General features: G+C 49.4%; 25 protein-coding genes. 3 read left to right on the top strand and 22 right to left on the bottom strand.

Annotation, left to right across the window (positions count from 1 at the left end):
* Positions 1–10: 10 nt before the first annotated feature.
* The gene (gene pta / locus G9F50_RS01245; RefSeq protein WP_003151012.1) at positions 11–982 is read right to left on the bottom strand and encodes a phosphate acetyltransferase; all 972 of its coding nucleotides are present in this window, start codon (positions 980–982) and stop codon (positions 11–13) included.
* A 262-nt stretch (positions 983–1,244) separates the two neighbouring features.
* Between pta and hemQ the strand changes: the two genes are divergently transcribed.
* Positions 1,245–2,009: a hydrogen peroxide-dependent heme synthase gene (gene hemQ / locus G9F50_RS01240; RefSeq protein WP_003151011.1), complete on the top strand. Its 765-nt coding sequence runs from the start codon at positions 1,245–1,247 to the stop codon at positions 2,007–2,009.
* 119 nt (positions 2,010–2,128) lie between these two features.
* A complete protein-coding gene (bacG, locus tag G9F50_RS01235; RefSeq protein WP_025649393.1) occupies positions 2,129–2,908 on the top strand; it encodes an NADPH-dependent reductase BacG in 780 nt (259 codons plus the stop codon).
* Between the two features lie 16 nt (positions 2,909–2,924).
* On the opposite strand, the gene G9F50_RS01230 is transcribed toward bacG, so the two are convergent.
* The 7 genes from G9F50_RS01230 to G9F50_RS01200 form a co-directional block, all read right to left on the bottom strand.
* A complete protein-coding gene (locus tag G9F50_RS01230; protein WP_060562408.1) occupies positions 2,925–4,124 on the bottom strand; it encodes a transaminase BacF in 1,200 nt (399 codons plus the stop codon).
* A 12-nt stretch (positions 4,125–4,136) separates the two neighbouring features.
* Positions 4,137–5,318 carry a bacilysin exporter BacE gene (gene bacE / locus G9F50_RS01225; protein WP_060562407.1) on the bottom strand — a complete coding sequence of 394 codons (1,182 nt, stop codon included), beginning with the start codon at positions 5,316–5,318 and terminating at the stop codon, positions 4,137–4,139.
* Positions 5,315–6,733: an alanine--anticapsin ligase gene (gene bacD, locus G9F50_RS01220; protein ID WP_007407672.1), complete on the bottom strand. Its 1,419-nt coding sequence runs from the start codon at positions 6,731–6,733 to the stop codon at positions 5,315–5,317. The genes bacE and bacD overlap by 4 nt, the downstream gene beginning before the upstream one ends.
* Before the next feature lie 17 nt (positions 6,734–6,750).
* Positions 6,751–7,512 carry a dihydroanticapsin 7-dehydrogenase gene (gene bacC, locus G9F50_RS01215; RefSeq protein ID WP_060562406.1) on the bottom strand — a complete coding sequence of 254 codons (762 nt, stop codon included), beginning with the start codon at positions 7,510–7,512 and terminating at the stop codon, positions 6,751–6,753.
* On the bottom strand, positions 7,509–8,219 hold the full coding sequence (bacB, locus tag G9F50_RS01210) for a 3-((4R)-4-hydroxycyclohexa-1,5-dien-1-yl)-2-oxopropanoate isomerase (protein ID WP_003151000.1): 711 nt from the start codon (positions 8,217–8,219) through the stop codon (positions 7,509–7,511). Before bacB ends, bacC begins: the two co-directional genes overlap by 4 nt.
* Positions 8,209–8,823 (bottom strand): bacilysin biosynthesis protein BacA, encoded by a 615-nt coding sequence (locus G9F50_RS01205; RefSeq protein ID WP_015418458.1) that lies wholly within the window; start codon positions 8,821–8,823, stop codon positions 8,209–8,211. The genes bacB and G9F50_RS01205 overlap by 11 nt, the downstream gene beginning before the upstream one ends.
* 160 nt (positions 8,824–8,983) lie before the next feature.
* A complete protein-coding gene (locus G9F50_RS01200; protein ID WP_060562405.1) occupies positions 8,984–10,222 on the bottom strand; it encodes an MFS transporter in 1,239 nt (412 codons plus the stop codon).
* A 222-nt stretch (positions 10,223–10,444) separates the two neighbouring features.
* Between G9F50_RS01200 and G9F50_RS01195 the strand changes: the two genes are divergently transcribed.
* Positions 10,445–11,647 (top strand): multidrug effflux MFS transporter, encoded by a 1,203-nt coding sequence (locus G9F50_RS01195; protein WP_060562404.1) that lies wholly within the window; start codon positions 10,445–10,447, stop codon positions 11,645–11,647.
* A gap of 32 nt (positions 11,648–11,679) precedes the next feature.
* Here G9F50_RS01195 and G9F50_RS01190 read toward each other — a convergent pair whose 3' ends face one another.
* The 14 genes from G9F50_RS01190 to G9F50_RS01125 all read right to left on the bottom strand — a co-directional run bounded on the left by G9F50_RS01190 (position 11,680) and on the right by G9F50_RS01125 (position 26,710).
* Positions 11,680–13,098, bottom strand: coding sequence for an amino acid permease (locus G9F50_RS01190; RefSeq protein ID WP_012118711.1), 1,419 nt, complete (start codon positions 13,096–13,098; stop codon positions 11,680–11,682).
* Positions 13,099–13,122: 24 nt separating this feature from the next.
* Positions 13,123–14,805 (bottom strand): M20 family metallopeptidase, encoded by a 1,683-nt coding sequence (locus G9F50_RS01185; RefSeq protein WP_060562402.1) that lies wholly within the window; start codon positions 14,803–14,805, stop codon positions 13,123–13,125.
* A 71-nt stretch (positions 14,806–14,876) separates the two neighbouring features.
* Complete coding sequence (gene pruA, locus G9F50_RS01180; protein WP_015240796.1) at positions 14,877–16,424, bottom strand: L-glutamate gamma-semialdehyde dehydrogenase; 1,548 nt, start codon at positions 16,422–16,424, stop codon at positions 14,877–14,879.
* A 207-nt stretch (positions 16,425–16,631) separates the two neighbouring features.
* Positions 16,632–17,918, bottom strand: a complete 1,287-nt coding sequence (locus G9F50_RS01175) for a Glu/Leu/Phe/Val family dehydrogenase (protein WP_060562401.1) — start codon at positions 17,916–17,918, stop codon at positions 16,632–16,634.
* Positions 17,919–18,103: 185 nt separating this feature from the next.
* On the bottom strand, positions 18,104–18,565 hold the full coding sequence (gene bslB / locus G9F50_RS01170) for a biofilm surface layer hydrophobin BslB (RefSeq protein ID WP_060562400.1): 462 nt from the start codon (positions 18,563–18,565) through the stop codon (positions 18,104–18,106).
* A gap of 215 nt (positions 18,566–18,780) precedes the next feature.
* Complete coding sequence (locus G9F50_RS01165) at positions 18,781–19,236, bottom strand: dTDP-4-dehydrorhamnose 3,5-epimerase family protein (protein WP_003150986.1); 456 nt, start codon at positions 19,234–19,236, stop codon at positions 18,781–18,783.
* Complete coding sequence (gene rfbD / locus G9F50_RS01160) at positions 19,233–20,081, bottom strand: dTDP-4-dehydrorhamnose reductase (RefSeq protein ID WP_012118721.1); 849 nt, start codon at positions 20,079–20,081, stop codon at positions 19,233–19,235. Before rfbD ends, G9F50_RS01165 begins: the two co-directional genes overlap by 4 nt.
* Before the next feature lie 20 nt (positions 20,082–20,101).
* Entirely contained in the window at positions 20,102–21,049 is a 948-nt protein-coding gene (gene rfbB, locus G9F50_RS01155) for a dTDP-glucose 4,6-dehydratase (RefSeq protein WP_007407684.1), read from the bottom strand.
* 2 nt (positions 21,050–21,051) lie between these two features.
* On the bottom strand, positions 21,052–21,789 hold the full coding sequence (locus tag G9F50_RS01150; protein WP_060562399.1) for a sugar phosphate nucleotidyltransferase: 738 nt from the start codon (positions 21,787–21,789) through the stop codon (positions 21,052–21,054).
* 27 nt (positions 21,790–21,816) lie between these two features.
* Positions 21,817–22,821: a PseG/SpsG family protein gene (locus G9F50_RS01145; protein WP_098081869.1), complete on the bottom strand. Its 1,005-nt coding sequence runs from the start codon at positions 22,819–22,821 to the stop codon at positions 21,817–21,819.
* A 1-nt stretch (position 22,822) separates the two neighbouring features.
* A complete protein-coding gene (locus G9F50_RS01140; protein WP_165406485.1) occupies positions 22,823–23,563 on the bottom strand; it encodes a cytidylyltransferase domain-containing protein in 741 nt (246 codons plus the stop codon).
* Positions 23,556–24,677 (bottom strand): N-acetylneuraminate synthase family protein, encoded by a 1,122-nt coding sequence (locus G9F50_RS01135; RefSeq protein ID WP_060562396.1) that lies wholly within the window; start codon positions 24,675–24,677, stop codon positions 23,556–23,558. The genes G9F50_RS01140 and G9F50_RS01135 overlap by 8 nt, the downstream gene beginning before the upstream one ends.
* The gene (locus G9F50_RS01130; RefSeq protein WP_098081871.1) at positions 24,677–25,540 is read right to left on the bottom strand and encodes a GNAT family N-acetyltransferase; all 864 of its coding nucleotides are present in this window, start codon (positions 25,538–25,540) and stop codon (positions 24,677–24,679) included. Before G9F50_RS01130 ends, G9F50_RS01135 begins: the two co-directional genes overlap by 1 nt.
* Positions 25,541–26,710 (bottom strand): DegT/DnrJ/EryC1/StrS family aminotransferase, encoded by a 1,170-nt coding sequence (locus tag G9F50_RS01125; protein WP_098081872.1) that lies wholly within the window; start codon positions 26,708–26,710, stop codon positions 25,541–25,543.
* Between the last annotated feature and the right edge of the window lie 14 nt (positions 26,711–26,724).

Below are 26,724 nucleotides of genomic sequence, written 5' to 3'. Positions count from 1 at the left end.
CTTTTGCGGATTACAGCGCTTGAGCAGCCGTAATTAACGCAAGATTGTAGACGTCTTCCGCATTACATCCTCTGGAAAGATCGTTTACAGGCATATTCAATCCTTGCAGAATCGGTCCGACCGCTTCAAAGCCGCCTAAGCGCTGAGCGATTTTGTAGCCGATGTTTCCTGCTTCAAGGCTTGGGAATACAAATACATTCGCGTCTCCTTTAATGTCGGAGTCCGGCGCTTTTTTCTCCGCGACAGACGGCACAAATGCAGCGTCGAATTGGAATTCGCCGTCAAGCGTAAGCTCAGGCGCTTTTTCCTTCGCAATTTTCACGGCTTCAGCCACTTTGTCCGTCTCGTCTGATTTCGCCGATCCTTTTGTAGAGAAACTGAGCATGGCAACGCGCGGGTCAATGTCAAACATTTGAGCCGTATTGGCGCTTTCAATGGCGATTTCGGCAAGGTCCTGGCTGTCAGGAGCAATGTTGATCGCACAATCAGCGAACACATACTGCTCGTCACCGCGGGCCATGATGAAGACGCCTGATGTTTTTTTCACGCCTTCTTTTGTTTTAATGATTTGCAGTGCAGGGCGCACCGTATCGGCTGTAGAATGTGCAGCTCCGCTGACAAGTCCGTCTGCGAGACCTTTGTACACAAGCATCGTGCCGAAATAGTTTTCGTCCAGCAAAGCTTTGCGGGCCTGTTCTTCCGTCGCTTTGCCTTTGCGGCGTTCTACGAAAGCCTGAACGAGTTCTTCCATGCCTTCATATGTATGCGGGTCAAAAATGTCCACGCCGTCAAGCGTAAGATTTAATTCTTTCGCTTTTGCTTGAATGTCTTCTTTATTGCCGACCACGATCGGCTTTAATACCTTGTTGCCCGCCAAGTTGTTGACCGCAACCAGGATACGTTCGTCCAACCCTTCAGGAAATACGATTTTCACATCTTTTCCTGCGACTTTTTCTTGTACTTTTGTAAATAAATCTGCCACGATATTCCCTCCTCTATGTTGACAAAAAACGCTTACTTTTACAGCATACTCTTCTTCCAGCTAAATTCAAATAACCAACTTCTATTATAGCGCTTTCAAAAAGAAATCTTATTTTTCTAACTAATTTAATTGACGGTTTGTTTCACGGCTTAGTTTCTGACACAAGGCTTCGGATTATTCAAGGTTTCTCCACAGCCGAAACGGTTAAACTGTGATATAGTGAAGGCATCAATGTAATGAAAAGATATAGGAGTGAAGATACATGAGTGAGCAGCAAAAAACGAACGAAGCCGCCCAAACGCTTGACGGCTGGTACGCGCTTCACGATTTCCGCACAATGGACTGGACGTCATGGAAGATGTTATCCAGCGATGAGCGCCTGTCGATTATTCACGAATTTACGGGACTGCTTGAAAAATGGGGCGTCGCCCAAAAAGAAGGCAAAGGCTCGCAAACCATCTACAGCATCGTCGGACAGAAAGCTGATTTCATGCTGATGATTCTTCGCCCGACAATGGAAGAGCTGAACGAAATCGAGCTTGAATTTAACAAATCAAAGCTTGCTGAATTTACAATCCCGGCTTATTCTTACGTGTCCGTGGTTGAGCTGAGCAACTACCTGGCAAGCGGAGAAGGCGATCCGTATGAAAATCCGCATGTCCGCGCCCGCCTGTATCCTGAGCTGCCCGAAGCGAAATACGTCTGCTTCTATCCGATGGATAAAAGAAGAAGCGGCAATGACAACTGGTACATGCTTTCTATGGATGAACGCAGAAACCTGATGAGAAGCCACGGCTTGATCGGACGGAGCTATGCCGGCAAAGTCAAACAGATTATCACGGGATCTGTCGGTTTTGACGATTACGAATGGGGCGTCACGCTCTTCAGCGATGATGTGCTTCAGTTCAAAAAACTTGTTTATGAAATGCGCTTTGATGAAGTCAGCGCGCGCTACGGCGAATTCGGTTCATTTTTTGTCGGAAACCGCTTGTCTCTCGACACGCTTCCGAAGTTTTTGCACGTGTAACACCCACCCGCCTGTCCGGCGGGTTTTTTCTTTGTCAGAATTTAAATAAAATTTGCTATTTTTATCATTTTTTTTTACGATGTAAAGGAGATTCCATTTTGGTAAAGGGGTGCAGACAGTTGTCAAAACGAACCGCATTTATTATGGGAGCCAGTCAGGGGATCGGCAAAGCGATCGCTCTGAAACTGGCGGACAATGGCTTTCATACCGTCATTAATTCACGAGTTCCCGAAAATATCGAATCCGTAAAAGAAGAGATCCTCGCCAAACATCCGGATGCGGGCGTCACCGTTCTGGCCGGCGATATGTCGGACCAGAAGGCGAGAGCCGGCATTTTTGAAGAGATCAGATCACAATGCGGACGGCTTGATGTATTGATCAACAACATTCCGGGCGGCTCGCCGGATACCTTTGAAAACTGCGATATAGAGGATATGACAAATACCTTTACGAATAAAACGATCGCCTATATCGACTCTATGAAAACGGCCGCAGCGATCATGAAACAGCACGAATTCGGCAGAATCATTAATATCGTCGGAAACCTATGGAAAGAACCCGGCGCCAATATGTTTACCAACAGCATGATGAACGCCGCTTTAATTAATGCCAGCAAAAACATCGCCATTCAGCTTGCGCCTTTTCACATTACTGTCAACTGTCTGAATCCCGGATTTATCGCCACAGACCGTTATCACCAATTCGTGAAGAATGTCATGAAGCAAAACGGCATTTCTAAAGCGGAAGCGGAAGAACGGATTGCCTCAGGCGTCCCGATGAAGCGTGTCGGAACTGCGGAAGAAACCGCGGCGCTGGCTGCCTTTCTTGCCTCTGAAGAAGCCTCTTATATTACCGGGCAGCAAGTGTCAGCCGACGGCGGCAGCATGAAAAGCATATAATAAAAACATCCCGCTCTCAGCGGGATGTTTCTTGTAATGAAGGAAAGGACAAACCTAGCTTTTGAATCCGCAGCACGAATTCCCTTAAATCGCCCTGTTTTGCCACCATTGATATTCTGACATAACGCTTTCCGCCGCTGCCGAAAATCTCGCCGGGCGTCACGACAACATGGGCATGCTCCAGCAGATAGTCCGAAAACTGGTGTGAAGAATCGAATTCATTCGGAATTTCAGCCCAGACATAAAAAGTCCCTTTCGGTTTTTCAATGCTCCAGCCTAATTCCTTTTCACATAACGCCGTGAAAAAATCAATCCGTTCTTTATATGTGCGCTTCAGACGCTCCGTATGCTCAGGATTTCCTGACAGCGCCGCCGCTGCCGCCTGCTGAAGGCCGCCGAACATGCCGACGAAGACGTGATCCTGAAACTCATTGACCGCCTGAATGATTTTCTCATTCCCCACGGCAAATGCCATTCTCCAGCCTGCCATATTGAAGGTTTTCGAAAATGAATAAAGCTCCGCGCCGACCGTTTTCGCTTCTTTCGCCTGAAGAAAGCTGGCCGGGTTCTGATCAAATTCGAACGCGCCGTATGCAAAATCGTGAATAAGGTGGATGTCATGTTTTTTTGCAAACGCTGCCGCTTTTTCATAAAACGCCTGATCCGCAGTCGCGCCCGTCGGGTTATTCGGGTAATTCAAAAACATCAGCTTGGCTTTTTTCAGGATGGCGGGATCAATCCGCTCAAAATCCGGCAAATAGCCGTTTTCCGGATGAAGCGGCATCTCATGCAGCTCCGCTCTGGCCATTGTAATGCCCGATAAATACTCAGGGTAGCCGGGGTTCGGGACTAAGGCGATATCGCCGGGATTCAGCAGGCATTGCGTCAAAACGTACAAACCAGCTTTCCCTCCGCCGAACAGCGCGACTTCTGTCTCCGGATTGACCGATACCCCGTACTCTCTCTCATAAAATTCCGCGATGGCTTCTTTCAGAAACGGATAGCCTCTGAACGGGCCGTATCCGTGATACGAAGGATTCAGCGCAGCCTCCCGCAATGTTTCAACGATATGCGGCGGTGTGGGGAGATCGGGATTCCCCTGCCCGAGATTAATGATCTGGGCTCCCGTTTTCTCCAACTCTTTTACCTTTTGAAAAACGAGCGAAAATTCCTGTTTCGGAAGTGTCTTGATGACGTCGGACGGTATGATTTCCATCTGAAAGGCTCCTTATAAATGAATTTGCTCTGATTCGTTATTCCGTTCTGAAAAGGATTTATTGACCAGTTTTGTATGCAGGTACAGCCCGCTGACCAAAAGGACGATAAACGCCATGATGACTGCCGCGTCTACAATGTTGATCAGCATGGAACCGACGGCGATGCACAATCCGATGGAGGCCTCCGCCACCGAAAAAATCCGGCCCTGAATCTGGTTCGCCGCGTTCTCCTGAACTTTGACCTTCGCCAGCACCTCACCGTATTCCATTGCGATAAAGAAAAGAATGGCGGCAATGACTGACACGGCGAAAATCGGGGTAAACAAAAACAGCGCAAGCGAGACGATCGATAACACTGTAAAATACATCAGCCCTTTATTGTTGTTAAAGCCCCATTTGCTGACAAGAGCGGCGCCGATAAAGCCGCCGAAGCCGATACAGAACGTCAGGATGAAATTTCCTATTTCCCCGTCGCCTAAAAAGCGGCTGACAATCGGGAAATAGCTGTAGACGACACCCCACAAAAGCGCCATCGTAATCATCGTGAACATGGCGTTTAACACAAAAGCATTTGTTTTGATTTCCTTCAGGCCTTCTTTAAACGACTGAAAAGCTTCCCTTACGTTTTCTGACTGAATCGGCACGTATTGAAGCTTAATGCGGCTGATGAAAAACGCGGAGACAAGATAGGTCACCCCGTTAAACGCGACGGCAAGCTCCACAGAACCGCCTAACAGAAAAAGTCCGCCGGCTGCAGCGCCGACAATAATCGAAATCGTCGTGGCTTTTGCAAACAAAGTGTTGATATTTTTAATATCCGCTTCTAAAGACGACATGACCGCGAGACGTGCCGGGTTAAAAAACACGCCGCTTCCGTAAGAAACAAACAGCAGCGCCAGAAAAAGCAGCGGATATTCGCCTTTCGGGAGAAATGTCAGCCCCAAAAAGATGACGCCTCTGATCACATCCGTCCACAGCATGATTTTCACCCTGTCGAGCCGGTCCACGAGCACGCCTAAAAACGGCTGAAACACCATCGGAATACTGCGGACCGCGATGACGCCGGACGTCACCCAGTAGTCGTGATAGTATGTAGACAAAATGAGCAGAGCCGGGAGAACGCAATAGTCTCCCATAAACGAAAGCGCCTGCCCGAAAAGCAAATACTTAGAGTTCGGTTTCAGCTGTTTCATACCGGTAACGCATACTTTGCAGTCAGCTTCGCCTGCTGCTGAATTTGTTTGATTGATTCGGCCACGTCACCCGAATTGCTTCCTTTCAGCTCGAACGCCGCAATGCTGTTGAACGCTTCGAACAGCCGCAGATCCACAGATGTACCCGCCTCGGCCGCCGAGAAAGAAACGATTTCGGTGTCTCCCTTTAAGACGCCGTCGGGAATGTCAATGCTTTCAATGACGAAATCGACAGCCGTCTCAGGCAGCTGGCCGTTCTCTTTGAAATGCTGAGGATACAAGTGGCAGTCGGCGACATAGCATGGCTCCTGCTCCAATAATCCTTTCGGCAGATCGGCTTCTTTTCCGAAACAGAGAACATCCAATAACAGCTGCGCCATATCGACGCCGAAGACCTTTTTAATATTCGGAATCATGTTCCAGCCCGCAAATCGTGCCGCTGATTCAATCAGTCCGGCTTCCCGGTTTTTCATTAATTTAATCTCTGTATGGGTTGCGCAGTTTTCGAGGCCGAGTCCTTCATTCGCCTTTTTGGCTGCTTCGACGATTTTCCGCTTCGCGTCATCATCCAGGATGGACGGCGTAATATGCGATGTCTCCGTGAATCCGATTTGCGGTGTTTTATCATGAATTGCGACAGGGAAGTATTCTCCGTCGGCCATGATGCCTTCTATGCTGATATAGTCGGAATAACCGCTTGTTTCGTACCAGTCGTCATACTCGCCCTGCAAAAATTCTTCCGCGATAAACGGCGCTTCAAACGTGACCGCTTTCGGTACGTTGATCGACTTCAGGTATTCATTGACTCTGTTAAATTCGGCTTCGGCCGTTTCCCTCTCTTTGATAAGCGTCACGCCGATGGAGCTCGCCAGATATGTAGGCTTCAGAATGAGCGGCGTTCCGATTTCCTGAAGTGCGGCGCGGAAATCTTCCAGCGTCGTCACCCGTTTGTTTTTGATAGACTTGACGCCGGCCCGGTTGAAGGCGGCTCTCATTTTGTTTTTATCTCTGGCATTTTCAGCGGCCTGTACGCCCGCTCCCCGCAGGCCGAGACGTTCACACGCTTTTGCCATCGGAGCGATAAACAGTTCATTGTTGGTCGTAATGGCGTCAACCGCGAACATGCCGGCCACCTTGACGATTTCTTCGACTACTTCTTCCTCAGGTTTGTCATGATCTTCATGAGCCCAGTAAATCGAATCGGGATGCTCAAAATCAGCCAGACTCTTAAAATAGTCTTTATCTTTTATGACCGCGACCGAGTATTTTTCAATTAATGCCGCATGAGAGGCTGTAATTGCAAAAGGTCTCGGAATAAAGCTGACGAGGTTGTATTTTTCGGCTGCGCTTTTGTAAAACATATGCGGCGGGCATCCCCCAAGGTCAGCGATAACCAATACTGTTTTTCTCTCCATATGTAAACACTCCTTCTCTATTGTGCGGTGTATCCACCGTCTGCGGTGATCGCGCTTCCGGTCATATAGCTTGATAAATCCGAGGCGAGAAACATCAAGACATTCGCTATTTCTTCAGGCTTGCCGAGTCTCAGCAGCGGATTGACTTTCGCTTTTTCTTTTTTGATTTCTTCAAGCGTGCCTTCGTTGTTTTCAAGGAACGACTTTTCATTCAAAGGTGTGTCAATGATTCCCGGGCACACGCAATTGACGCGGATGTTGTGTTTGGCGTAATCGACGGCCATCGAACGCGTCAGCTGCAATACGCCGCCTTTAGATGCGTTATATGCGGGAATGTCGGGCCATGCAACGACTCCTCCGACGGAGCACGTGTTAATGATGTTGCCCTTGCCGCTTTTGAGCATATACTTGAGCGCGTGCTTGCTCATAAGAAACATGCCCGTCAGATTGACGTTGAGCACCTTGTTCCAATCGCTCAGCTCCATCTCATGAATCGGGGCGACAATTTCGATGCCGGCGTTATTGATTAACACGTCCAATCCGCCGAACTTGTCCGCCGCTGACCGGATGGCGTTTTGACATGCCGGCTCATCTGTAATATCCGTCTGCACAAAATGCAGCCTGTCATTGTTTTCTTTCCTGATCATCGCTTCTCCCTGCGCCTCATCAATATCCGCGACGACCACATTCGCCTGCTGATTCAGAAACGCCTGAACCGCGGCATAACCGATGCCTGATGCGCCCCCTGTGATGAGGACGGTTTTATCCGTCAGGTTCATGACTCTTTCGCCTCTAATTTTTTCGCTTTTGCTCTGTTATAGCGCGGAGGGAAAAAGATATTGACTGATTTTGAATCTTTTTCAAATCTGTTGATGGCGCCGTGATCTTCTCTCGGATCGCAGAAATAAGCTGTACCGAATGTCATATCCACTTTGCAGCCTTCAATGGTCATATCATAGCCGCCGCCGATGCAGATGCCGATCTGTTCATTGCGGTGTTTATGGAACGGCATTTCTCCCCCGTTGCCCGGAATGTTGGCAAGCATGATTTCCACCCAGTCTTCCACGAAGAACGTGACTTCCATACCGGGCAATAAGTCTCTCGTTTTAAAAATATTCAAAAAATAATCTTCAGGGCTTGTGTAGGTTTCACCGGCTTTCAGGCGTTTAATATCAATGGCGATCACTTCTTGATCCGTCTCATTTCTTGCGCCGTGAGGCACATTAGGAGGCGCGATATAGGCTGATTCCAGCGCTGTCATCTTTCTTGTGACATCTCCGACAGTCATGGACAGCTCGCCGGAAACGACAAGGCCGATTTGGACTTCCTTATGCTGATGCGGTTCCACGTTTGTATGCGGCGGAACGTAAGAAAGCAGAACTTCCGTATCTCCTCTGACGGACGAATATTGTCTTACTCCGTTATCCCATTCTATTAATTTAGGCGTCGGGAAATAAAGTTCCTGCAAATCTTGTTCAGTTTTCATCATGAATCTCTCCTTTTCCGAATAATGACCAGCTCATGGGAATGCTTTTAAATGTTTTGACAAAGTGAAGGCCGTACTTTTGTCTGGCCAGCTCATTTGTCAGCGCGATGTCGGACAAACCGTCCTTCACTCTTTTCGCGGCTGCGCTCGTTGAGTTCACCAGATCAAACGTGACATCTTTACGGGTAAAATACTTAATCAAATTGATAGGAGACGGGTGGGATACGATGACAGTCTGATCAAGCATGTCATCCGTATATTCAAAACCGGGCCGGACAGCCAGGCCGTACATCGGGGTGTCGCACCTGAAAATTTGCAGAAGCTGCAGATCCGGTCTCATGTAGAAGTGCTTAATGCCGTCATACGCGTGAGGCACAATTGTGTATTCCAGCGGACTTTGAAGCGTTTTTTCAATGCACGATTCAAATGTATCATGCAGTGATAATTTGCTGTTCACCCCTTGGAGAAGGGTGAAATTGGTGATGAAGTTTTTTGCTGCGTACTCACTGCTTGTCCCTTCAGGACCGAGCGTGTTGATCGTAATCAGTTTAGATATTGAATAAGCCTTGCTTTTCGTTTGAATGCTATTATCCAATATAATCATGAGCACCAACCAATCTGTTAAATTTTAAGTAAATATTATCCATAGATGTTCAAGCTGTCAATATTATTTGAAAATATTGATAATTATTCCTATATATTAGAAAACACCCTATGACATAGGGTGTTAAAATTAACATTTGTAAAATTATAGAAACTTTATTTTACCGATACAATGATTGGTCGGCCTGTTGCTCATATTTCCCATACCTTCTGTATGCGAAAACGCTGAGGACAAAGCCGATGAGGGTGACGGCCGCACAAATAAATCCGACAGCTGCATATCCGTATCCGACATAGACCGGACCCATGACAGCAGAACCCAAGGTGACGGCCAAATTGGACGCCAGACTGTAAAATGCCATGATTTTGCCCCGGCGGCTCTGTGAGCAATCACTTAAAATGGTGCTGAGCAAGGTCACCGTCAGGCTTTGCATCAATCCCCAGACGAATAACCCGATGACCAAAAACGGCATTGATGACGGCGCATAGGCGAGACAGGAAAGCCATATGCTGATCACGGCCAATGCCGCGATCAAAGAGCGCATTTTCCCCGCCTTATCTGCGATTTTTCCGGTGAACACGCTCATGGAAAAACCGATTCCGTACACCATGATCAGCAGCCCTGAAGCTGTATTCCCCCCCGGCAGCACGCGGTGAAGATAGGTGCCGAGAAAGGAATACATGCCGTAAAAACCGATCATGTTGCAAAAAGTGATCGTGAGGTATACAGGGACACGGGGCACCTTCAGCGCATCCCGGAAAGTGCCTGCCTGCCGTCCGTTTTCCTCTTCTATTTTATCCCCATCCGCCGTGCTGCGGCGCGCCTCAATGAAAATGAGCGAAGCAACGAGGACAGACATCATGGCGAAAATCCAAAACGTCCACCGCCAATTCAAAACACCGCCGATAAAAGAGCCGATCGGAACGCCGAAAATCAAAGCGAGCGACCAGCTTGACACGATCAGACCCATCACCTTGCCGCGGTACGCATAAGGTACACGGTCGCCGACCACCGCATAAGCTGTCGGCACAAACGCACCCGCCGCAAGCCCGGAAAGCGCCCTGCCCAGAAAGAAGAAAAAGAGATTGTGCGCCAGCGCGCAGATCACCGTGCCGGCCGTAAATATAAGCAGCCCCGCCATCAGGCTGAGCTCCCGGGAATATTTATCTCCCAGCGGAACGAGAAGCGGCGCACCGATAAAAATCATCAATCCGTAAATACTGATGGAAAGCGCCAGCACACTGACATCCGAGCTGAAAGCCCGCGCTAAATCCGGAAGCAGCGGAGAAATCACCAGCTCTTCAGAACCGGCGGCAAATACGCCTAATGTCAAAGCAAGCGCGAGACATATCGGAAATCGGCGTTTCGTTTCGATGTGATCGGTTTGTTTGCTGTTCATTCTCTTTGAACACCTCTTCCGTAAAACTTTTCTACCTTTTGTTGTTTTATAGTTTAGCATCCTTATATTTCATTTTACATTTCACATGAAAACTAATTCCAAGTTTTTATTTACATTCAGATTTTAAATAAAATATTTAGTTTGTATTCAATAAATGATATAAAATACGCCGTCCGGTTATGCTATAGTGATAGAATCATTTGTTAAGATGGGGGTCATGGAATGAATAACGCTGATTCAAAGGCCGCCCGCGCAGGCCTCGGCATGGTACTGATTCTCGGAACGCTCGCTTCATTCGGGCCGCTTTCGCTCGATATGTATCTGCCCGCTTTGCCTGAAGTGGCGGCCGATCTTCATACGACAGCGTCACTTGCGCAGCTGAGCCTGACGTTTTGTCTTTTGGGGCTGGCGGTCGGGCAGATCGTTGTCGGGCCGCTCAGTGATATGATCGGGCGCCGGAAGCCGCTCATTCTGTCATTGCTGCTTTATACGCTGTCTTCTTTATTATGCGCCTTCAGCCCTTCTGTTTCGTTTTTAATTGTCATGAGGTTTATTCAAGGATTCACCGGGGCGGCCGGAATCGTCATCGCACGGGCGTCCGCACGCGATATGTATTCCGGAAAAGAATTGACGGCTTTTTTCTCATTACTGATGCTCGTCAATGGGGCGGCGCCGATTTTAGCGCCGATTACAGGGGGATTTATCCTTCAGTTCACCGGCTGGAAAATCGTATTTGTCGTGCTGGCGGTGATCGGCTGTATCATTTCTGCCGCCGTGCTTACCGCGTTGCCTGAATCACTCCCGCCGGAAAAGCGGACAAGCGGCGGACTCCGGGAGACGCTGATGACGTTTCGGGGCCTGCTTGGCGACCGGATGTTTATGGGATTTGCGCTCAGCCAGGCATTTGTGATGACCGGCATGTTCGCATATATTGCCGGGTCGCCGTTTGTACTGCAAAACATCTACGGCGTATCGGCGCAAATGTTCAGCCTGCTGTTCGCCGTAAACGGTGCGGGAATCATATGCGCAACCCAAATCACCGGACGGATGGCCAAAACACATGATGAACGGAAGCTGTTTGTCTCCGGGCTGTTGATCGCCGTCATCGGAAGCATCGCTTTGCTTTTATCACTTGCGTTTGGTTTAGGCCTGACGGCGGTCTGCATTTCTTTATTCATCATTGTTTCTTCTGTCGGGATCGTCACGACGACGGGGTTTTCTCTGGCTATGCAGAAACAGGAGAAAGGCGCGGGAAGCGCTGCGGCTCTTCTCGGACTCCTGCCCTTTATCGGCGGTGCGGCTGCCGCTCCCCTGGTCGGTATTGCCGGAGAAGAAAATGCCTGGCCGATGGCCGTCAGCATTTTCGGTTTTCAGTTCTGTGCCGTTCTATCCTATGTGCTGTCGGCCAAACGAAAAACAAAGTAAAGCCCGCCGCTTTTTGCGGAGGGCTTTTTTTCTTATCCGGCAGCGCCTTTTTCCGAAGAAGCCGGCTCACGCTTCAAGCGTTTTTTGATACCGAAGTGATAATACGCGTAACAGATGATCATCAGCGGGACGCCGCAGTACAGACCGATACGCTGGTCGGGGATAAAGATGAGACTGATTAAGATAAGACCGTAAACCGAAAATCCGAGAATCGGCACGATCGGATAAAGAGGCGTTTTAAATGCCAGGTCTTTCAGATTTCCTCCTTCAGCGAGAAAGCGTCTCCGGAAAACGAATTGTGAAGCGCAGATTGACATCCACGCGACGACGGTAATCATACCGGAGATGGAAATGAGCCACACATACACCGTTTCAGCCGCGAATACACTTGTCAGCAGGGATAAACCGGAGATAGCGATGGTGATGGAAAGAGCTTTCAGAGGCACGCCTTTTTTCGTCAGTTTCGTTAAGGAAGCGGGGCCCATCTTAGTTTTTGATAGGGACCACATCATTCTGGACGAAGCGTACAGCCCGGAATTCGCCACCGACAGCATGGCGGTCAGAATGACAAAGTTCATGATATCAGCCGCATAGGGAACGCCGATTTTATCCAGCACAGCCACAAACGGGCTTTCGATGACGCCTGCCGTTTGGTACGGCAAAATGGACACGAGAACAAACATCGCCAGCACGAAGAAAAACAGCGTCCGCCATATGACGTTTCGGATTGAGCGGGGAAGCGTCTTTTCCGGATTTTCGCTTTCTCCCGAGGCGATTCCGACCAGCTCGGTACCCTGGAATGAAAAATTCACCATGACAAGGGTAAACAGCACGGCTTGGGCACCGTTCGGGAAAAGCCCTTTGTCCGTCGTAAAGTTTGACAGATACGGAGCCGTCTGCCCGCCGTTAAAACCGACAAAGCCGAATACCGCAGCGCAGCCGAGAATAATAAACAATACAATGGCCATGACCTTAATGCTGGAAAACCAAAATTCCATTTCCGCAAAACTCCGCGCAGACAGCGCGTTAATGGAAAAAATGACGACGCCGAATACCAGGCACCACACCCAAATCGGAACGGCCGGAAACCACCGCTGCATTAAAATCCCCGCCGACGTCAGTTCAAGCCCCACTGTATTGGCCCAGCTGAATGCGTACATCCATCCGATCGTAAAACCCGTCGACGGCCCGAGAAACTTTGCCGCATACGCCTGAAATGATCCTGCAACCGGCATGGCGACCGCGAGCTCCCCCAAACAAAGCATCACCAGATACATTAAAAATCCGCCGATCACATAAGCCAATATCGCGCCGATCGGTCCCGCTTCACTGATCGTAAAACCGGAGCCCAGAAAAAGCCCCGTCCCGATCACGCCGCCGAGAGCGATCATAAACAAATGCCGGCCCTTCATCGTGCGCTGCAATTCAGTTTGATTGGTATCTCCCTGCATATACATCCCCCTTATTCCGTTATGTCAGCCATTTGTGCGTATGTCTAATCGGTAGCTGTGCAAAAGGTGCATTGTCGTCTGCTGAATGAGTTCCGGCAGCACATGGAATGTGTACGGCTTGTACACGCGTTCCGTCCATTTATGGCCGTCCTTTCCGTATACCCCTATATTGACCGACGGAATATTCAATTCCCTGATTTCTTTAAAAGGAATCGTCCCGATGACATCCCAGCCCGGAAAATTATCGGTAAAGGCGGAGACCTCCTCGTCTGTTTCATGCAGCGATAAAAAGCTTCCGTCCGCTAAATAAGGGAAAAACTTTTTAAAGGCGAATGTTTCTCCGGTTGACGCCGCTGTTTTATCGACCGCTTCTTGAATGACATGCTGCAAAAGCCGGTCCCGTGTGCTCTCTTCTTTCAGATAATTGTGCGGAAGGTAAGGCGGCGCATAGAAAATAATGACTTTAGCTCCCTGCTCAGGATCGAGTTTTTGCAGTTCCTCGACGGCTTTAAAGCATCTCATCCGCAGTTCAAGATGTTCATATGTTTTAAATGCCTGCCCGATACACTGTGCAGGGTCTATCCCGCGGCTTCTCAGCCTTTTCAGGTAATCTTCCAGACTGTACACTTGAACGTTCCATGACATCTCTTTTTTCGGCAGGCTCGTTCTCTCACAGTATTCGTCGTAATAATCAGATAATTTTCGTTCTGTCTCTTTGCAGGCTTCGTCAGCCACGGCGGTCAGCTGATCCATGACTTCTTTGGCGGTTTTCTCGTAAATAAAATAATTAAAATAGACATAGCTGCTGACGGCGGTCTGCACGTTATACGCTTCCTTGTTGTCACGCTGGTACAGGCAGGTCGGCGGAAGCACAAGCTCCCCTTCAATGTTTTCCGCCATATGAATATTGTTGTGAATTCTTCTGGTGATTTCTGACGCGATCAAATTCGGGTCGATGCCGGACAGCGTATCACCGACATGCACCTCCCGCCCGTAAATCGCAAAGCAAGGCAAAAGCTTCCCTGCCGCGCCCGTGTAGATGTACCTTGTCGTGTCACCCTCATACAGCGGGGTGATAAAATCGTTATTAATCGCTGCTAAATAACGAAGCTGCTTTTCTTGTTTCAGCCGTTTTAATTCAGAAATGCCGGTTAAAATGCCGGAATGCTGGCTTTCTTCATCGGGGTTTGCCATGAACAGAATATGGCCCGGCAGCTGATCGCGCCGTTCAGAAAAGTGAAGCAGATTGGCGAGATGAACGGCAATACCGCTCTGCATATCAACCGAACCCCTTCCGAACATCCACTCGCCTGAGCGGGCGTCCCGCTGCACATCCCGATCAAATTCATAGTTTGAGAAATACTCCGCGAGACGGTCGGAATCAAAAGCGATATCTTTTAAAGGGCCGAAATCCTCGATGCCGACCGTATCAAGATGAGCGTGATAAATGACCGTATTCAGGCTTTCGCCGTTTCCCTCAATAAATGCGAAAATATTTTTGCGGCCGTAAGGGTCCTCAGGAATCGCCTGCTCCCACACATGTGACGGATTCTCCTGAAAGTAGGGAAAGCTCTTGATCATATCTTTGATATAGTCGGCTTTTTTTCCTTCTCCCAATGTGCCGTTGATGCTGTTTAACGCCACCAGTGATTTCGTAATGGCTTCTATTTTCTCCTCCGGAAGCATTTTGCTGAGCTGCTGATACATGTTCCATCCTCCTTACCCTCATATAGAGAAAATAGCGCGACTCTCTTTTTCATCGCGCTATTTCCGAAAGATTAATAGGCTTCAGACGTTGTTTTTGCCTGCATATGAAGAATCAGATAGTCAGGTCCTCCGGCTTTTGAATCGGTTCCTGACATATTGAAGCCGCCGAACGGCTGGTATCCGACAATCGCTCCCGTACAGCCGCGGTTGAAGTATAGATTCCCGACGTGAAAATCTTCGCGGGCGCGTTCAATGTGCGCGCGGGTTTTCGATAACAGAGCGCCCGTCAGTCCGTAATCGGTATTATTGGCAATCTCAAGCATATGGTCGAAATCACGGGCTTTTGAGATCGCGACGACCGGCCCGAAAATTTCCTCCTGCATCAGGCGGGCGTTTTCATCAACATCCGCAAAAATGGTCGGCTGAATAAAGTATCCTTTTGAATCATCACCTTCGCCTCCCGTCAGGAGTTTTCCTTCTGTTTTGCCGATTTCGATATAATTCATGACTTTATTATAAGATGCTTCGTGGATAACTGGCCCCATGTATGTATCAAAATCTTCCGGACTTCCGACGGTGAGTGATTTTGTTAAAGCGACGGCTTTTTCAACAACTTCATCATAGACGTCCTGATGGATGACCGCACGGGAACCGGCTGAACATTTTTGGCCTGAGAATCCGAAGGCGGAATACACGATTGAGGAAGCGGCAAGATCAAGATCAGCATCTCTGTCTACAAGCACCGTATCTTTCCCTCCCATTTCGGCAATGACCCGTTTCAGCCACTTTTGGCCCGGCTGTACTTTTGCGGCGCGTTCATAGATGCGGCATCCGACCGCGCGGGAGCCTGTAAACGACACAAATCTCGTCTTCGGATGCTCAACCAGATAGTCGCCGATTTCTCCTCCGTCGCCCGGTATGAATTGGAGCACGCCGTCCGGCAGGCCCGCTTCTTTCATCACTTCAACGAATTTCGCCGCCACGACAGGCGCCGCATCCGCCGGTTTCAGCAGTATCGTGTTGCCTGTTACGATGGCTGCCGCCGCCGTTCCCGCCATGATCGCAAGCGGGAAGTTGAATGGAGAAATGACGATTCCCACCCCAAGCGGCTCATAGTGATACTGGTTATATTCTCCGTCACGGCTCTTTACAGGGGAACCGTCTTTCAGTTTCAGCATCTGACGGGCGTAATACTCTAAAAAGTCGATCGCTTCCGCCGTATCCGCATCCGCTTCCTTCCACGGTTTTCCCGCTTCTTTCACTAGATACGCGGAGAATTCGTGCTTTCTTCTGCGGATGATCGCCGCCGCTTTAAACAGCACATTCGCGCGGTGTTCCGGCCGTACTTTTTTCCATGTTTGAAATGCCTGCAGCGCAGCCTGCATGGCCTTTTCCGCAAGTTCTTTTCCGGCGGCCGATACAGAACCGATCACTTCTTTTTTATCTGCCGGATTGACGGAAATGATCTTTTTATCCGTTTCAATCGCTTCACCGTTGATGATAAGCGGGTAATGCTTGCCGAGCTGTGAATTCACATAAGCCAGCGCTTCCTGAAACGATTGTTTATTTGTCTCTTCCTGAAAATTTGTAAATGGTTCGTGTGCGTATGAAACTGTCATTAGAATTCCTCCCCGTATTTTGTAATGTGTGCTCACGCTTTATGATGATGCAAGAAGCATACCAGCATAGCAATTTGTGATAAAAATAAGAAAATCTTTGCCGAAAGCGGACGAAGCTTGTCCGAATCTGTCAGCTGCAATCTGAAAACGCAAAGAAATTTTGCGATCCGCTATATAACTGATGCAAAATCTCTTTGCGGATAACACTTATACCCAGCCGCGGAACCGGGCCGCTTCAGCCGACTTTCTGATGCCCGTCATATAGGCGGCCAAACGCATATCGACTTTGTGGATATGCGCTGTCTGATAAATGGATTCAAACGAATTCACCATGACGCTGCGCAGTTTTCCGGCGACTTCCTCCTCAGACCAGTAAAAGCCTTGATTATTTTGCACCCATTCAAAATAAGACACCGTCACGCCGCCGGCGCTTGCCAAAATATCCGGCACGAGAAGCACGCCTCTTTCATTCAGGATTTTCGTGGCGTCTATCGTTGTCGGCCCGTTCGCCGCCTCCACAATGATTGAGGCTTTAATGTGATGGGCGTTTTCAGCCGTAATCTGATTGGAGATTGCGGCGGGCACGAGAATATCACAGTCCTTTTCCAGCAGCTCCCTGTTCGTTATGACATCCGAGAAGAGATTCGTCACCGTGCCGAAGCTGTCCCGCTTATCCAGCAGGTAATCAATGTCAAGGCCGTCAGGGTCATACAAAGCGCCGTGGGCGTCTGAGATGCCGATCACCTTGGCGCCGGCGTCATGCATAAATTTAGCGAGAAAGCTCCCCGCATTTCCGAACCCCTGAATGATGATCCGCGCATTTTCCAATGGAATCCCTTTTTTCTTAACGGCTTCCTCAATACAAATCGTGACGCCTTGCGCGGTCGCCGTCTCCCGCCCCTGTGAACCGCCGAGAACGATCGGTTTGCCCGTAATGAATCCCGGTGAATCAAATTCTCTCAGGCGGCTGTATTCGTCCATCATCCATGCCATAATCTGCGAGTTGGTATATACGTCGGGAGCCGGAATATCCTTTGTCGGACCGACGATCTGGCTGATCGCACGCACATATCCGCGGCTCAGCCGTTCCAGCTCTCCGAATGACATCGTCCGCGGATCACAGATGATGCCGCCTTTTCCGCCCCCGTAAGGAAGATTTGTGATGCCGCATTTTAAAGTCATCCAGATGGAAAGCGCCTTAACCTCTTCTTCACTGACTTCCGGATGAAACCGCACGCCCCCTTTTGTCGGGCCGACTGCGTCATTATGCTGTGAGCGGTAGCCCGTGAAAACCTGTACTGAGCCATTGTCCATTTTGACAGGGATGCGGACGGTTAAAAGCCGCATCGGCTCTTTCATCAGTTCATACATATTGTCAGGATAGCCCAGTTTGCGCAGGGCCTCTTTTATGATCGATTGTGTTGACAAGAACAAATTAAGAACTTCTTTTTCTTCATCTTTCTGATTGCTTTTAGAAAGCGGGTTGGCTGACATGTTTTATCACCTCATCGTATTTTACGTGTAAGCTTCAATTACCGGCAGAACAAAATGTAAGCGCTTTTACACCAAAACCCATCAATCCCTTTCACATTGTCGTTACGCCCTTTTTTATATGCAAGATTCATGCCAGGTTTTTGTGTATAAAAAAAGAGGCTGTGGTCAGCCTCTTTCATCCCCGATTAACGCGGGTCAATAACCAGCTTTGTTTCGGCATAAAGACTGCCGGCCCCCAAACCGTTTACGTAATCGCCTTTAATTGTATACGCGCCCGCGCGCGGAAGGTTTTTACGCACTAGGACGAGATTGTATTCAGACGCGCCCAATAAGTCAAGGGTAAGCGGAAGTCTGACCGTTTTTCCGTAGTTGAGAATTTGCGTTTCTTTCAGTGTTCTTCCGTTTACAGAGTCTCTCACAGTGGCGTTGAACCCGTCAGGAAATTGAAATTCAACGGCGCCGACGGCAAGCAGCGCATTCGGCTTGTATGTGACTTCAATATCAGACGTCGCGTATTCTTTCGTACTATTGACGGTTTTCGCTTCAATAACGGCAGATTGGGCGTTCGCATGAAAAGATGGCAAGAACACAGATGAAAATACCGCAGCACTGATGAGAAAGGCCGAAAATAATTTTCTTTTTAACATCATGAATTCCTCCAGATCATATGGGATTCAGAGCGTCCTCTGCCGGAAAAGCGTGTCTGATGGTTCCATTCGCGAATTGGGTTTCTCTTTTCCTGAGAATAATCTACCACCTTTATCCATGGAAGTAAATTATTTTTTGGAATATTCAATCATTTATTTTTCACGAGATGAATCAGCACAAAAAACGAAGACATCCGCTGTCTTCGTCTTGTGCGCTATCGGTGAGCCGTCTGCCAGTCAAATCCGATGGTGTCATCATTCCACGGGATTCTTTTTTCGTCAGGCTGATCCGGATTGTAGGACATTGTCGTGAAATAAATAATGGTCAGCGGGGTTTCACCCAGCACTCTGTACCCGTGTGCGACGCCTTTGGGAATGAGAAGGAGCATCGGATTGTCTTCTCCCATGTAGTAGACATCCGTTTCTCCCTTGGTTGCAGACTCTTCGCGAAGGTCATGCAGCACGACCTGGGCGTGGCCCGTCGGAAAAAACCATAGGTCATCCTGTTTCTCATGATAGTGAAATGCTTTAATGACGCCGGGATAGCTTTTGGACCAGGAAGCCTGCCCGAAACGCTCTAAGAGATGTTCATCGTCACGGACGAGTTCTGAGAAAAAACCCCGGTCATCGCTGTGTTTGATCAGCTTTTTGATTTTTACGCCTTCGATCACTTGCACTGTCCCTCCCTTTGTAAATAATCATGCAGCGCTTCCCGCCAATGCCTCATCCCGAGCCCCTGCCGTTCAATCGACTCAAGACTCAACACCGAGTAAGCGGGGCGCGGCGTCTCATTTCCGTATTCCTCCGTCGTGACGGGCAGCACGGCGGCGGTTCTGCCGCTTTCTTCAAAAATAGCCTTGGCAAATTCATACCAGCTGCACACTCCGCTGTTTGCGGCATGGTATAAGCCCGGCGGCCTGTCAAACAGACCGATCACCGTTTCGGCTAAATCTTTTGTGTACGTCGGCGCTCCGACTTGATCGTTAACGACACGCACCTGATCATGTGTATCCGCAAGTTTCAGCATCGTATTGACAAAGTTGTGCCCGCCGCTGCCGTACACCCACGATGTTCTGATAATGGTGTGGTTTTTCCCCGTTAACCGGATCAGTTCTTCGCCGAGTTTTTTGCTTTTTCCATAAATCGTGCCCGGATCTGCGGGATCATCGGTCTGGTATGGCCGTGTTCCTTTGCCGCTGAAGACGTAATCGGTGCTGATGTGAATGAATTTCGCGCCGGTGTTTTCAGCCTCAAGCGCGGCATAATAAGCGCCGATTCCGTTTATTAAATACGCTTTGTCGAGCTCCGTTTCACATTTGTCAACGGAGGTGTATGCCGCCGTATTGACGACGATATCCGGCTTGTAATGGCTGAACGAGTGCCGCACCGAACGCTGGTCGGATATGTTCATCATCGCTTTTGTCAAGGCGATCACTTCATACCCTTCCTGCTTCAGCTGGCGGCATAACTCCCGCCCCAGCTGGCCGGCCGCTCCGGTTACTAATACCTTCGTCAATCGGATCCCCTTCTTTCCGATTAGTCTTGGCTGTCTGTATACCAGCGAATGGTTCTTCTCATTCCTTCTTCAAATGTGACGTCCTGCCGCCATCCCAGCTCATTTTTCAGCTTTGAAGCATTGATGGCGTAACGGCGGTCATGCCCTTTTCTGTCTTCGACATGAGCAAACCGTTCCTCGACACCGAGCTCCTTCATGATAAATGACGCAAGCTCTTTATTCGTCCGTTCATTTCCTCCGCCGATATTGTAAATGTCACCGAGTGTTCCTTTTTCCAGCACGAGCTTAATGGCGCGGCAATGATCTTCGGCAAACAGCCAGTCTCTGATCTGCATCCCGTCGCCGTACAGCGGAACCGGCGTGCCGTTTACGGCATGCCTGATAATGGTCGGAATCATTTTCTCGTGATGCTGGTACGGCCCGTAATTGTTGCTGCATCTTGTAATGATGGCAGGAAGCTTATGGGTTCTCACGTAAGACATGACGAGCAGGTCTGAGCTTGCCTTACTGGCGGAATACGGATTGTTCGGAGAAAGCGGCGTCGTCTCCGTAAAAGCGGGATCATCCGGCGCCAAATCTCCGTACACCTCATCTGTGGAAATGTGAATCAGCCTGCCGGCTTTTCCCTGTAACACCGCGTCCGCCAGTCGGTATGTGCCCATCACATTTGTTGTGATAAACGGCTCTGCCTGATTTATGCTTCTGTCCACATGGGATTCAGCCGCAAAATGAATGACAGCGTCATACATTTGGGAAAAGACTTTGTCAATGTCCTCTTTTTCAGAAATGTCACCTTTGATAAAACGGAAACGGCCGTTCTTTTTTAAAGCTTCTATTTCAAGCGGCCTGCTTGCATACGTGAGATTATCCAGGACGGTAATCTGCGCGTCCGTTTCTTTCAGCATCATCTTTGTAAAGGTAAGGCCGATAAATCCGGCGCCCCCTGTAATTAAATATGATTTTGGCATGATTAATGCTCCTGTCCTTTCTGTAATGCCTGATGCGCCAGGCTTCCGGCGAGGTAGAGCGATTCATGCGTACCCGCATCCACCCACCAGCCCGTTAACACATCATACGTCAGCTCACTGTGTTCAATGTATAAATTATTGACATCCGTAATTTCCAGTTCGCCGCGTTTTGAAGGGGAAATTTGTTCAATATAGGAAAACACTTCTGCGTCGTACATGTAGATCCCTGTGACGCATAGTCTGGTCGGCGGCTGCTCCGGCTTTTCAATGATCGACTTGATCCGTTTGTTTTCCTCATCAATCTCGGCGATGCCGAAGCGCTCCGGGTCGTCCACTTCTTTCAGCAGCACTTTCGCTCCTTTTCCCTGCTTTGCGAAACGCTCCGTATAAGGTTTTAATGAATCTTCAAAAATATTATCTCCCAAAAGCAAAACGAACGGATCGCTACCTGTAAATCGCTTTGCGTATGATAAACCGTCGGAAATGCCGGATGCGGCTGGCTGAACCTGATATGTGATTGAGACGCCGAGCTCTTCTCCGGTTTCGAGAAGTTTATGAAATTGCGGAATATATTCTTTTTGCGTAATCAGCAAGATATCCGTAATCCCCGCTTCTTCCAGCTTCATGACCGACCAGTAAATCATCGGATATGGACCGACAGGGAGTAAATGCTTATTGACCGCTTTTGTCAGCGGCATAAGGCGTGAGCCGGTGCCTCCGGCTAAGATAACACCTTTCACATGAACACTTCCTTACGTGTGGTTTTATCACAAATCATAAAGAATCGCCGCCGCCCGTTTGATGCCCCTGCCGTCAACCAGCGGCTTTCCGTTTTGATGAAGTCCGGTCCGCATCGGATAATCAGCGGCCATGTCAGACATATGCCGCGCGAGAACGTCCGCTGATATGCATTCACCAAGGCCGAGATGAACGGCGGCCCCCCGTGCGGCGAATTTTTCCGCCGTCTCAGTTTGATGCTCCACTTGAGAAAGTACGATGCAGGGCACACCTGTACAAATGGTTTCATATAAAGTGATCCCGCCGGACACGACGGCCATATCAGCCCTCGTGAGAAGCGCGGCCATGTCATTTGTCTGCCTTACCATCTCGGCATAAGGCATTTGTGTAAGATGCGCGCGCACGTCGTCAGCATGAGGCGCGGCGCCGCCCATGACGATGATCACTCGTTTTCGCTGAATATCGGGGATGCGGCGGCATGCTTCCATCACTTTAAAGACAAGCTTCTTCGGGTCGCTTCCTCCTAACGAGACCAATATGGTCCGGCATTCTTTTCTCAACTGATAGAGCTGCTTTGCTTTTTCAAAACCCGGATGAAGAATCATATATTCCGGGCCTTCATATACCGCGGCGCTGCCCATTTGGACCGTCCGGCTTTTCAGCCCTCCGTAAATGCCGTTTATAACGGCATCGCATAAATGAATGACATGTTCCCGTTTTTCTTCAAATAAGACGATGCGTGCCAATGAATGCTTTTTGACTTCCTCTAACCAGTCACACGGCATATCGAGCAGGTCGAATATGAGAAGGTCAGGAGCCTGCCTGTTTATTTCCCGGACAATAAATTCCTTCTGTCCCTTGTCAGGCTTGATGATCACTTCCCATTGATCAGAAGACAGATAAGAAGAAGCCTCTTTATTTGTGTAGAACGTTATTGAGCAATTGTTCTTAATGGCACCGGCAAGCAGCTTCATCCGGACCGCGTGCCCCATGCCGATGTCACGGCCTCCGTCCGCGAAAATCAAAACCCGCATGCTAATCAGCCTCTTTTTGCCGGATCATTTGATTAATGGCCCTGAGCTCCGGATCACTATTCAGCAGATGGATCAATTCTTTTGCCGGAATATCAGGACGCGAGCCCGCTTTTACGTACAGCTCGCGGGCCAGCCTGTAGTCCTCTTCGGTATCGACGGTCATCCGCAAGTGAGGAGCCCGGAGTTCCTGCGGAGGCTCAGGAAAGAGAAGCCGGTACTTCTCAGGAGATTCTCTTATTAAAAGCGTGACATGCTCCTGGTATTTGTCCGCCAGCGTTTTGTCGGCATTGATCTCCGTTAAAAGTCGCGCGTTTACCGCCTCGCCGCCGATGCCGAGCGGTGTACCGCAGATATACGTGTAGTCTGCGTGCTGATCTAAATGCGATTGAATCAGAAAATCAAGCAGCGAAGGGTCGACAAACGGGTTATCCCCCGTCAGTCTGACTGCGATGTCCGGTTTTACTCGTTCGATGACTTGTGCAAACCGGTCAAGCACGCGCTGCTCGCTGCCGCGGTGCACACGGTAGTTCTTGCTGAGGCAGTGCGCAGACAGAATGTCGTCGGTCTTGCTGTCAGACGCGGCGACGATCAGATTATCCCGCGATTGATCATAATACGCGCTTTGCCGAACCCTTTTGACAATCATATCGAGGATCGTATACCCGCCGATCGGTTTCAGCACTTTGCCGGGAAGACGCCCGCTTCCCATCCGCGCCTGAATGATAAACAAAATGTCAGTCATCATATGGGCTGCCTTTCGTCAAAAGGTCATCCCAAGTGATGCCCGTGTCAGCGGGGATATCCCTGACCGCACGCGTCCCGTCAGTTAAAAGTTCAAAATATCTCGGATGAAGCCCCTGCGGTTTTTGGCCGGGACGAAGGACGGCAAGGTTTTCCGCCGTAAAACATTCGCCTTTTTGAATCGGCGCTGTTGAAAAAATGCCTCTGTAAGCGAACCTTCTGATATCCCCTTCAATCGGTGTCGTCGTTTTATGGGAACTTCCCGACAGCACTTCCGGCACCGGAGCGTGATGCCCCTGCCGCAGCTCCGCTTCAACTGAGCGGATCGCCGCAACCATTTCTTTTAATTCATCCGGATTGAGGGCGAAGGAGTGATCAGCACCGGGCAGGTTTTTATCGATCGTAAAATGCTTTTCAATCAGTTTCGCTCCGAGCCTGACAGCCGCGCACGGCACATCATACGGATGGGCGCTGTGATCGGAGAAACCGATCACTGCATCCGGGAATGCGGCGGCAAGCATGGGAATAACGCTCAGATTGCTGTATTCAGGCGGCGCGGGATATTTCGCCACACAATGCATGATCGCAATTTCTGTGTTCCCCTCGCCGGTAATGGTTTGATAAGCCTCCTGAATATCTGAAATATCAGCACCCGCGGTGGAAAAGATAATCGGTGTCTTCAGCCCCGCGACATATTTCAATAACGGCAGATGATTCAGCTCGTAGGAGGCGATTTTAAAGGCTGAAGGGGAAGTCGCATACAGTAAGTCGGCAGAGCCTTCGTCACAGACCGTGCTTAAAAACAGCACGCCTTTTTTCTTACAATATTCAAGCAGCGGTTCGATCCACTCAGCGGGCATTTCCATTGATTGCACCAAAGAAAAAATAGAGACGTTTTTTCCCGCAGCGGTTTTGTACAAGCCGGGGTCTTTCTGATACATTTTGTCAGCCTGAAACATTTGGAACTTGACCGCGTCCGCGCCGGCCTCACTGGCCGCATCTATCAATTCAAACGCCTGGCTCAGTTTTCCGTCATGATTAATTCCGGCTTCGGCGATGATGAATACGGGCGAACCTTCGCCGATTGACTTCGTTCCGATTTGGCATGATGCCATCAGTCCGCCTCCTTCCCGGGCCACACATGATAGTAGTAATAGGACGCATCCGCTTTAAATCCCATTCTTTCATACAGGCGGATGGCTCTTACATTGTGGAGCTGCGTTCCCGCTGATACAGTCTTATGCTGAAAGCGCAATGATTGTTCAATCACGTGCGCCGCTAAATGGAATCCCGCTCCTTTTCCTTCAAAGCCCGGCTTTACCGCCATCAGATCAAGGACGAATTCATCGCCTTTAGACAGCCCCTGAACAAAGCCCACAGTCTCTCCCTTATATGTGGCGGCGAATTGTAACGAAGCTCTGCCTTCCGCGTTATTCCGCGCCCACTCTTCAAACAGGCGGTTTGCACTTTCATAGCTGAGATGGGGGTCTTGATAATACCTGCTTTTTGTAAAGGCGTCGCGGGCCAGCCGGCTGATCGCTTCGGTGTCGCCGGGTCCGGCTTCCCTAATCTCAAACGGCGGCGAGCTGTTATATACACGCACAGGACTGACGAGCTTGAGCAGACTCCCTACAAAATAAGCGTTCGGAAGCTGCTGAACGACCTGCATCGCGCCGATGTCTTCAGCCGGTATTTTAATAAATATAAAATCAGTGCCTGCCGCCCGCCTTGCCGCGTAAAATTCCTGAAACAGCCTTTTGAGCTGTCCGGCGCTGTTTGCGGCTGCAAGCTTCACATTGATGATATTTTTTCGAAACAATTGACTTTCCCACGAAGAGTTTTCATATAAAATCACGCCTTGAAGGCTGTTTTCTTCCAATAAACAGAGCGACGATTCATAGGCTTCCGGCTGGATGCCCTTCTGATGCAGGAAGGTATGAATCATGTCCTGCGCAAGATTTTCCCTCAGTCTGTACACCTAATCAGCCCCTTTGACGATATCCGTAACGGCTGCAATGACGTATTCAACGTCGTCATCTGTCATTGACGGATAAAGAGGGAGTGACACGGTGCGGTGATAATACGCTGCCGCGGCCGGAAAGTCAGTTTCCTTATACCCGTACGTTTTTTGATAATACGGATGGAACGGAACCGGAATAAAATGAACACTTGTGCCGATATTATATTGGTCTTTTAAAGCGGAAATCAGATCGTTCCGGCTGACCCCGGCCTCCTGCTCCTCTATTTGAAGAACATACAGATGCCATGCATGCCGCCCGTCATCACTGACATGCGGGATGGTCAGCCCTTTCATGTGTCTGAAGGCGTCCTGGTAGCGGCTCGCAATGTCGGCTCTTCTTTGCTGCATGCTGTCAATCCGTTTCAGCTGATGAAGCCCAAGCGCTGCCTGAAGATCAAACATATTCATTTTATAGCCGGGCGTTTCGACCTCGTAGTACCAGCTTCCGTTTGAAGAATAGCGGTTCCACGCGCCTTTGCTCATGCCGTGAAGGCTGAGCACCCTGATCTGATCGGCAAGCCCGTCATCGTCCGTCGTCAGCATGCCGCCTTCACCGGTTGCCAGGTTTTTTGTCGCGTAGAAGCTGAATGCCGTCGCATCGCCGATTGATCCGATCATTTTCTGTTTATACGTGGTATACACGGCATGTGCGGCATCCTCTAAGACAAATAACTGATGCTTTTCGGCAATGGCCAGAATCTGATCCATATCACACGACTGGCCGGCGAAATGAACGGGTACAATCGCCTTTGTCCGCGGGGTGACGGCCGCCTCAATTTTTTCAGGGTCCGCATTCAGCGTAAGCGGATCGATGTCAACAAACACCGGAACGGCGCCTGTGTGCACGATTGTATTGGCTGTTGAACTGAACGTCACGGCAGACGTGATGACCTCGTCGCCGGGACCGATCCCTTTCGCTTTCAGGGCCAAAAACAAAGCGGCGGTACATGAGTTCAGCGCGATCGCGTGCTTTGCCCCCGTCCAGGCGGCAAAGGCTTTTTCAAACGCCTCTACTTTCGGTCCCCTTGAAAGCCAGCCCGATTCAAGCGTATCAATAACCTCCTGAATTTCGTCCTTCCCGATCATGGGCAATGAATAGGGAAGAAAAGCTGATCTTTTTTGCACCATTTTCTTTGCGCTCC

It is taken from the genome of Bacillus sp. EKM206B (assembly GCF_011066015.1).
GTDB lineage: Bacteria > Bacillota > Bacilli > Bacillales > Bacillaceae > Bacillus > Bacillus velezensis.
This window is presented reverse-complemented; position numbering and strand designations above follow the sequence as displayed.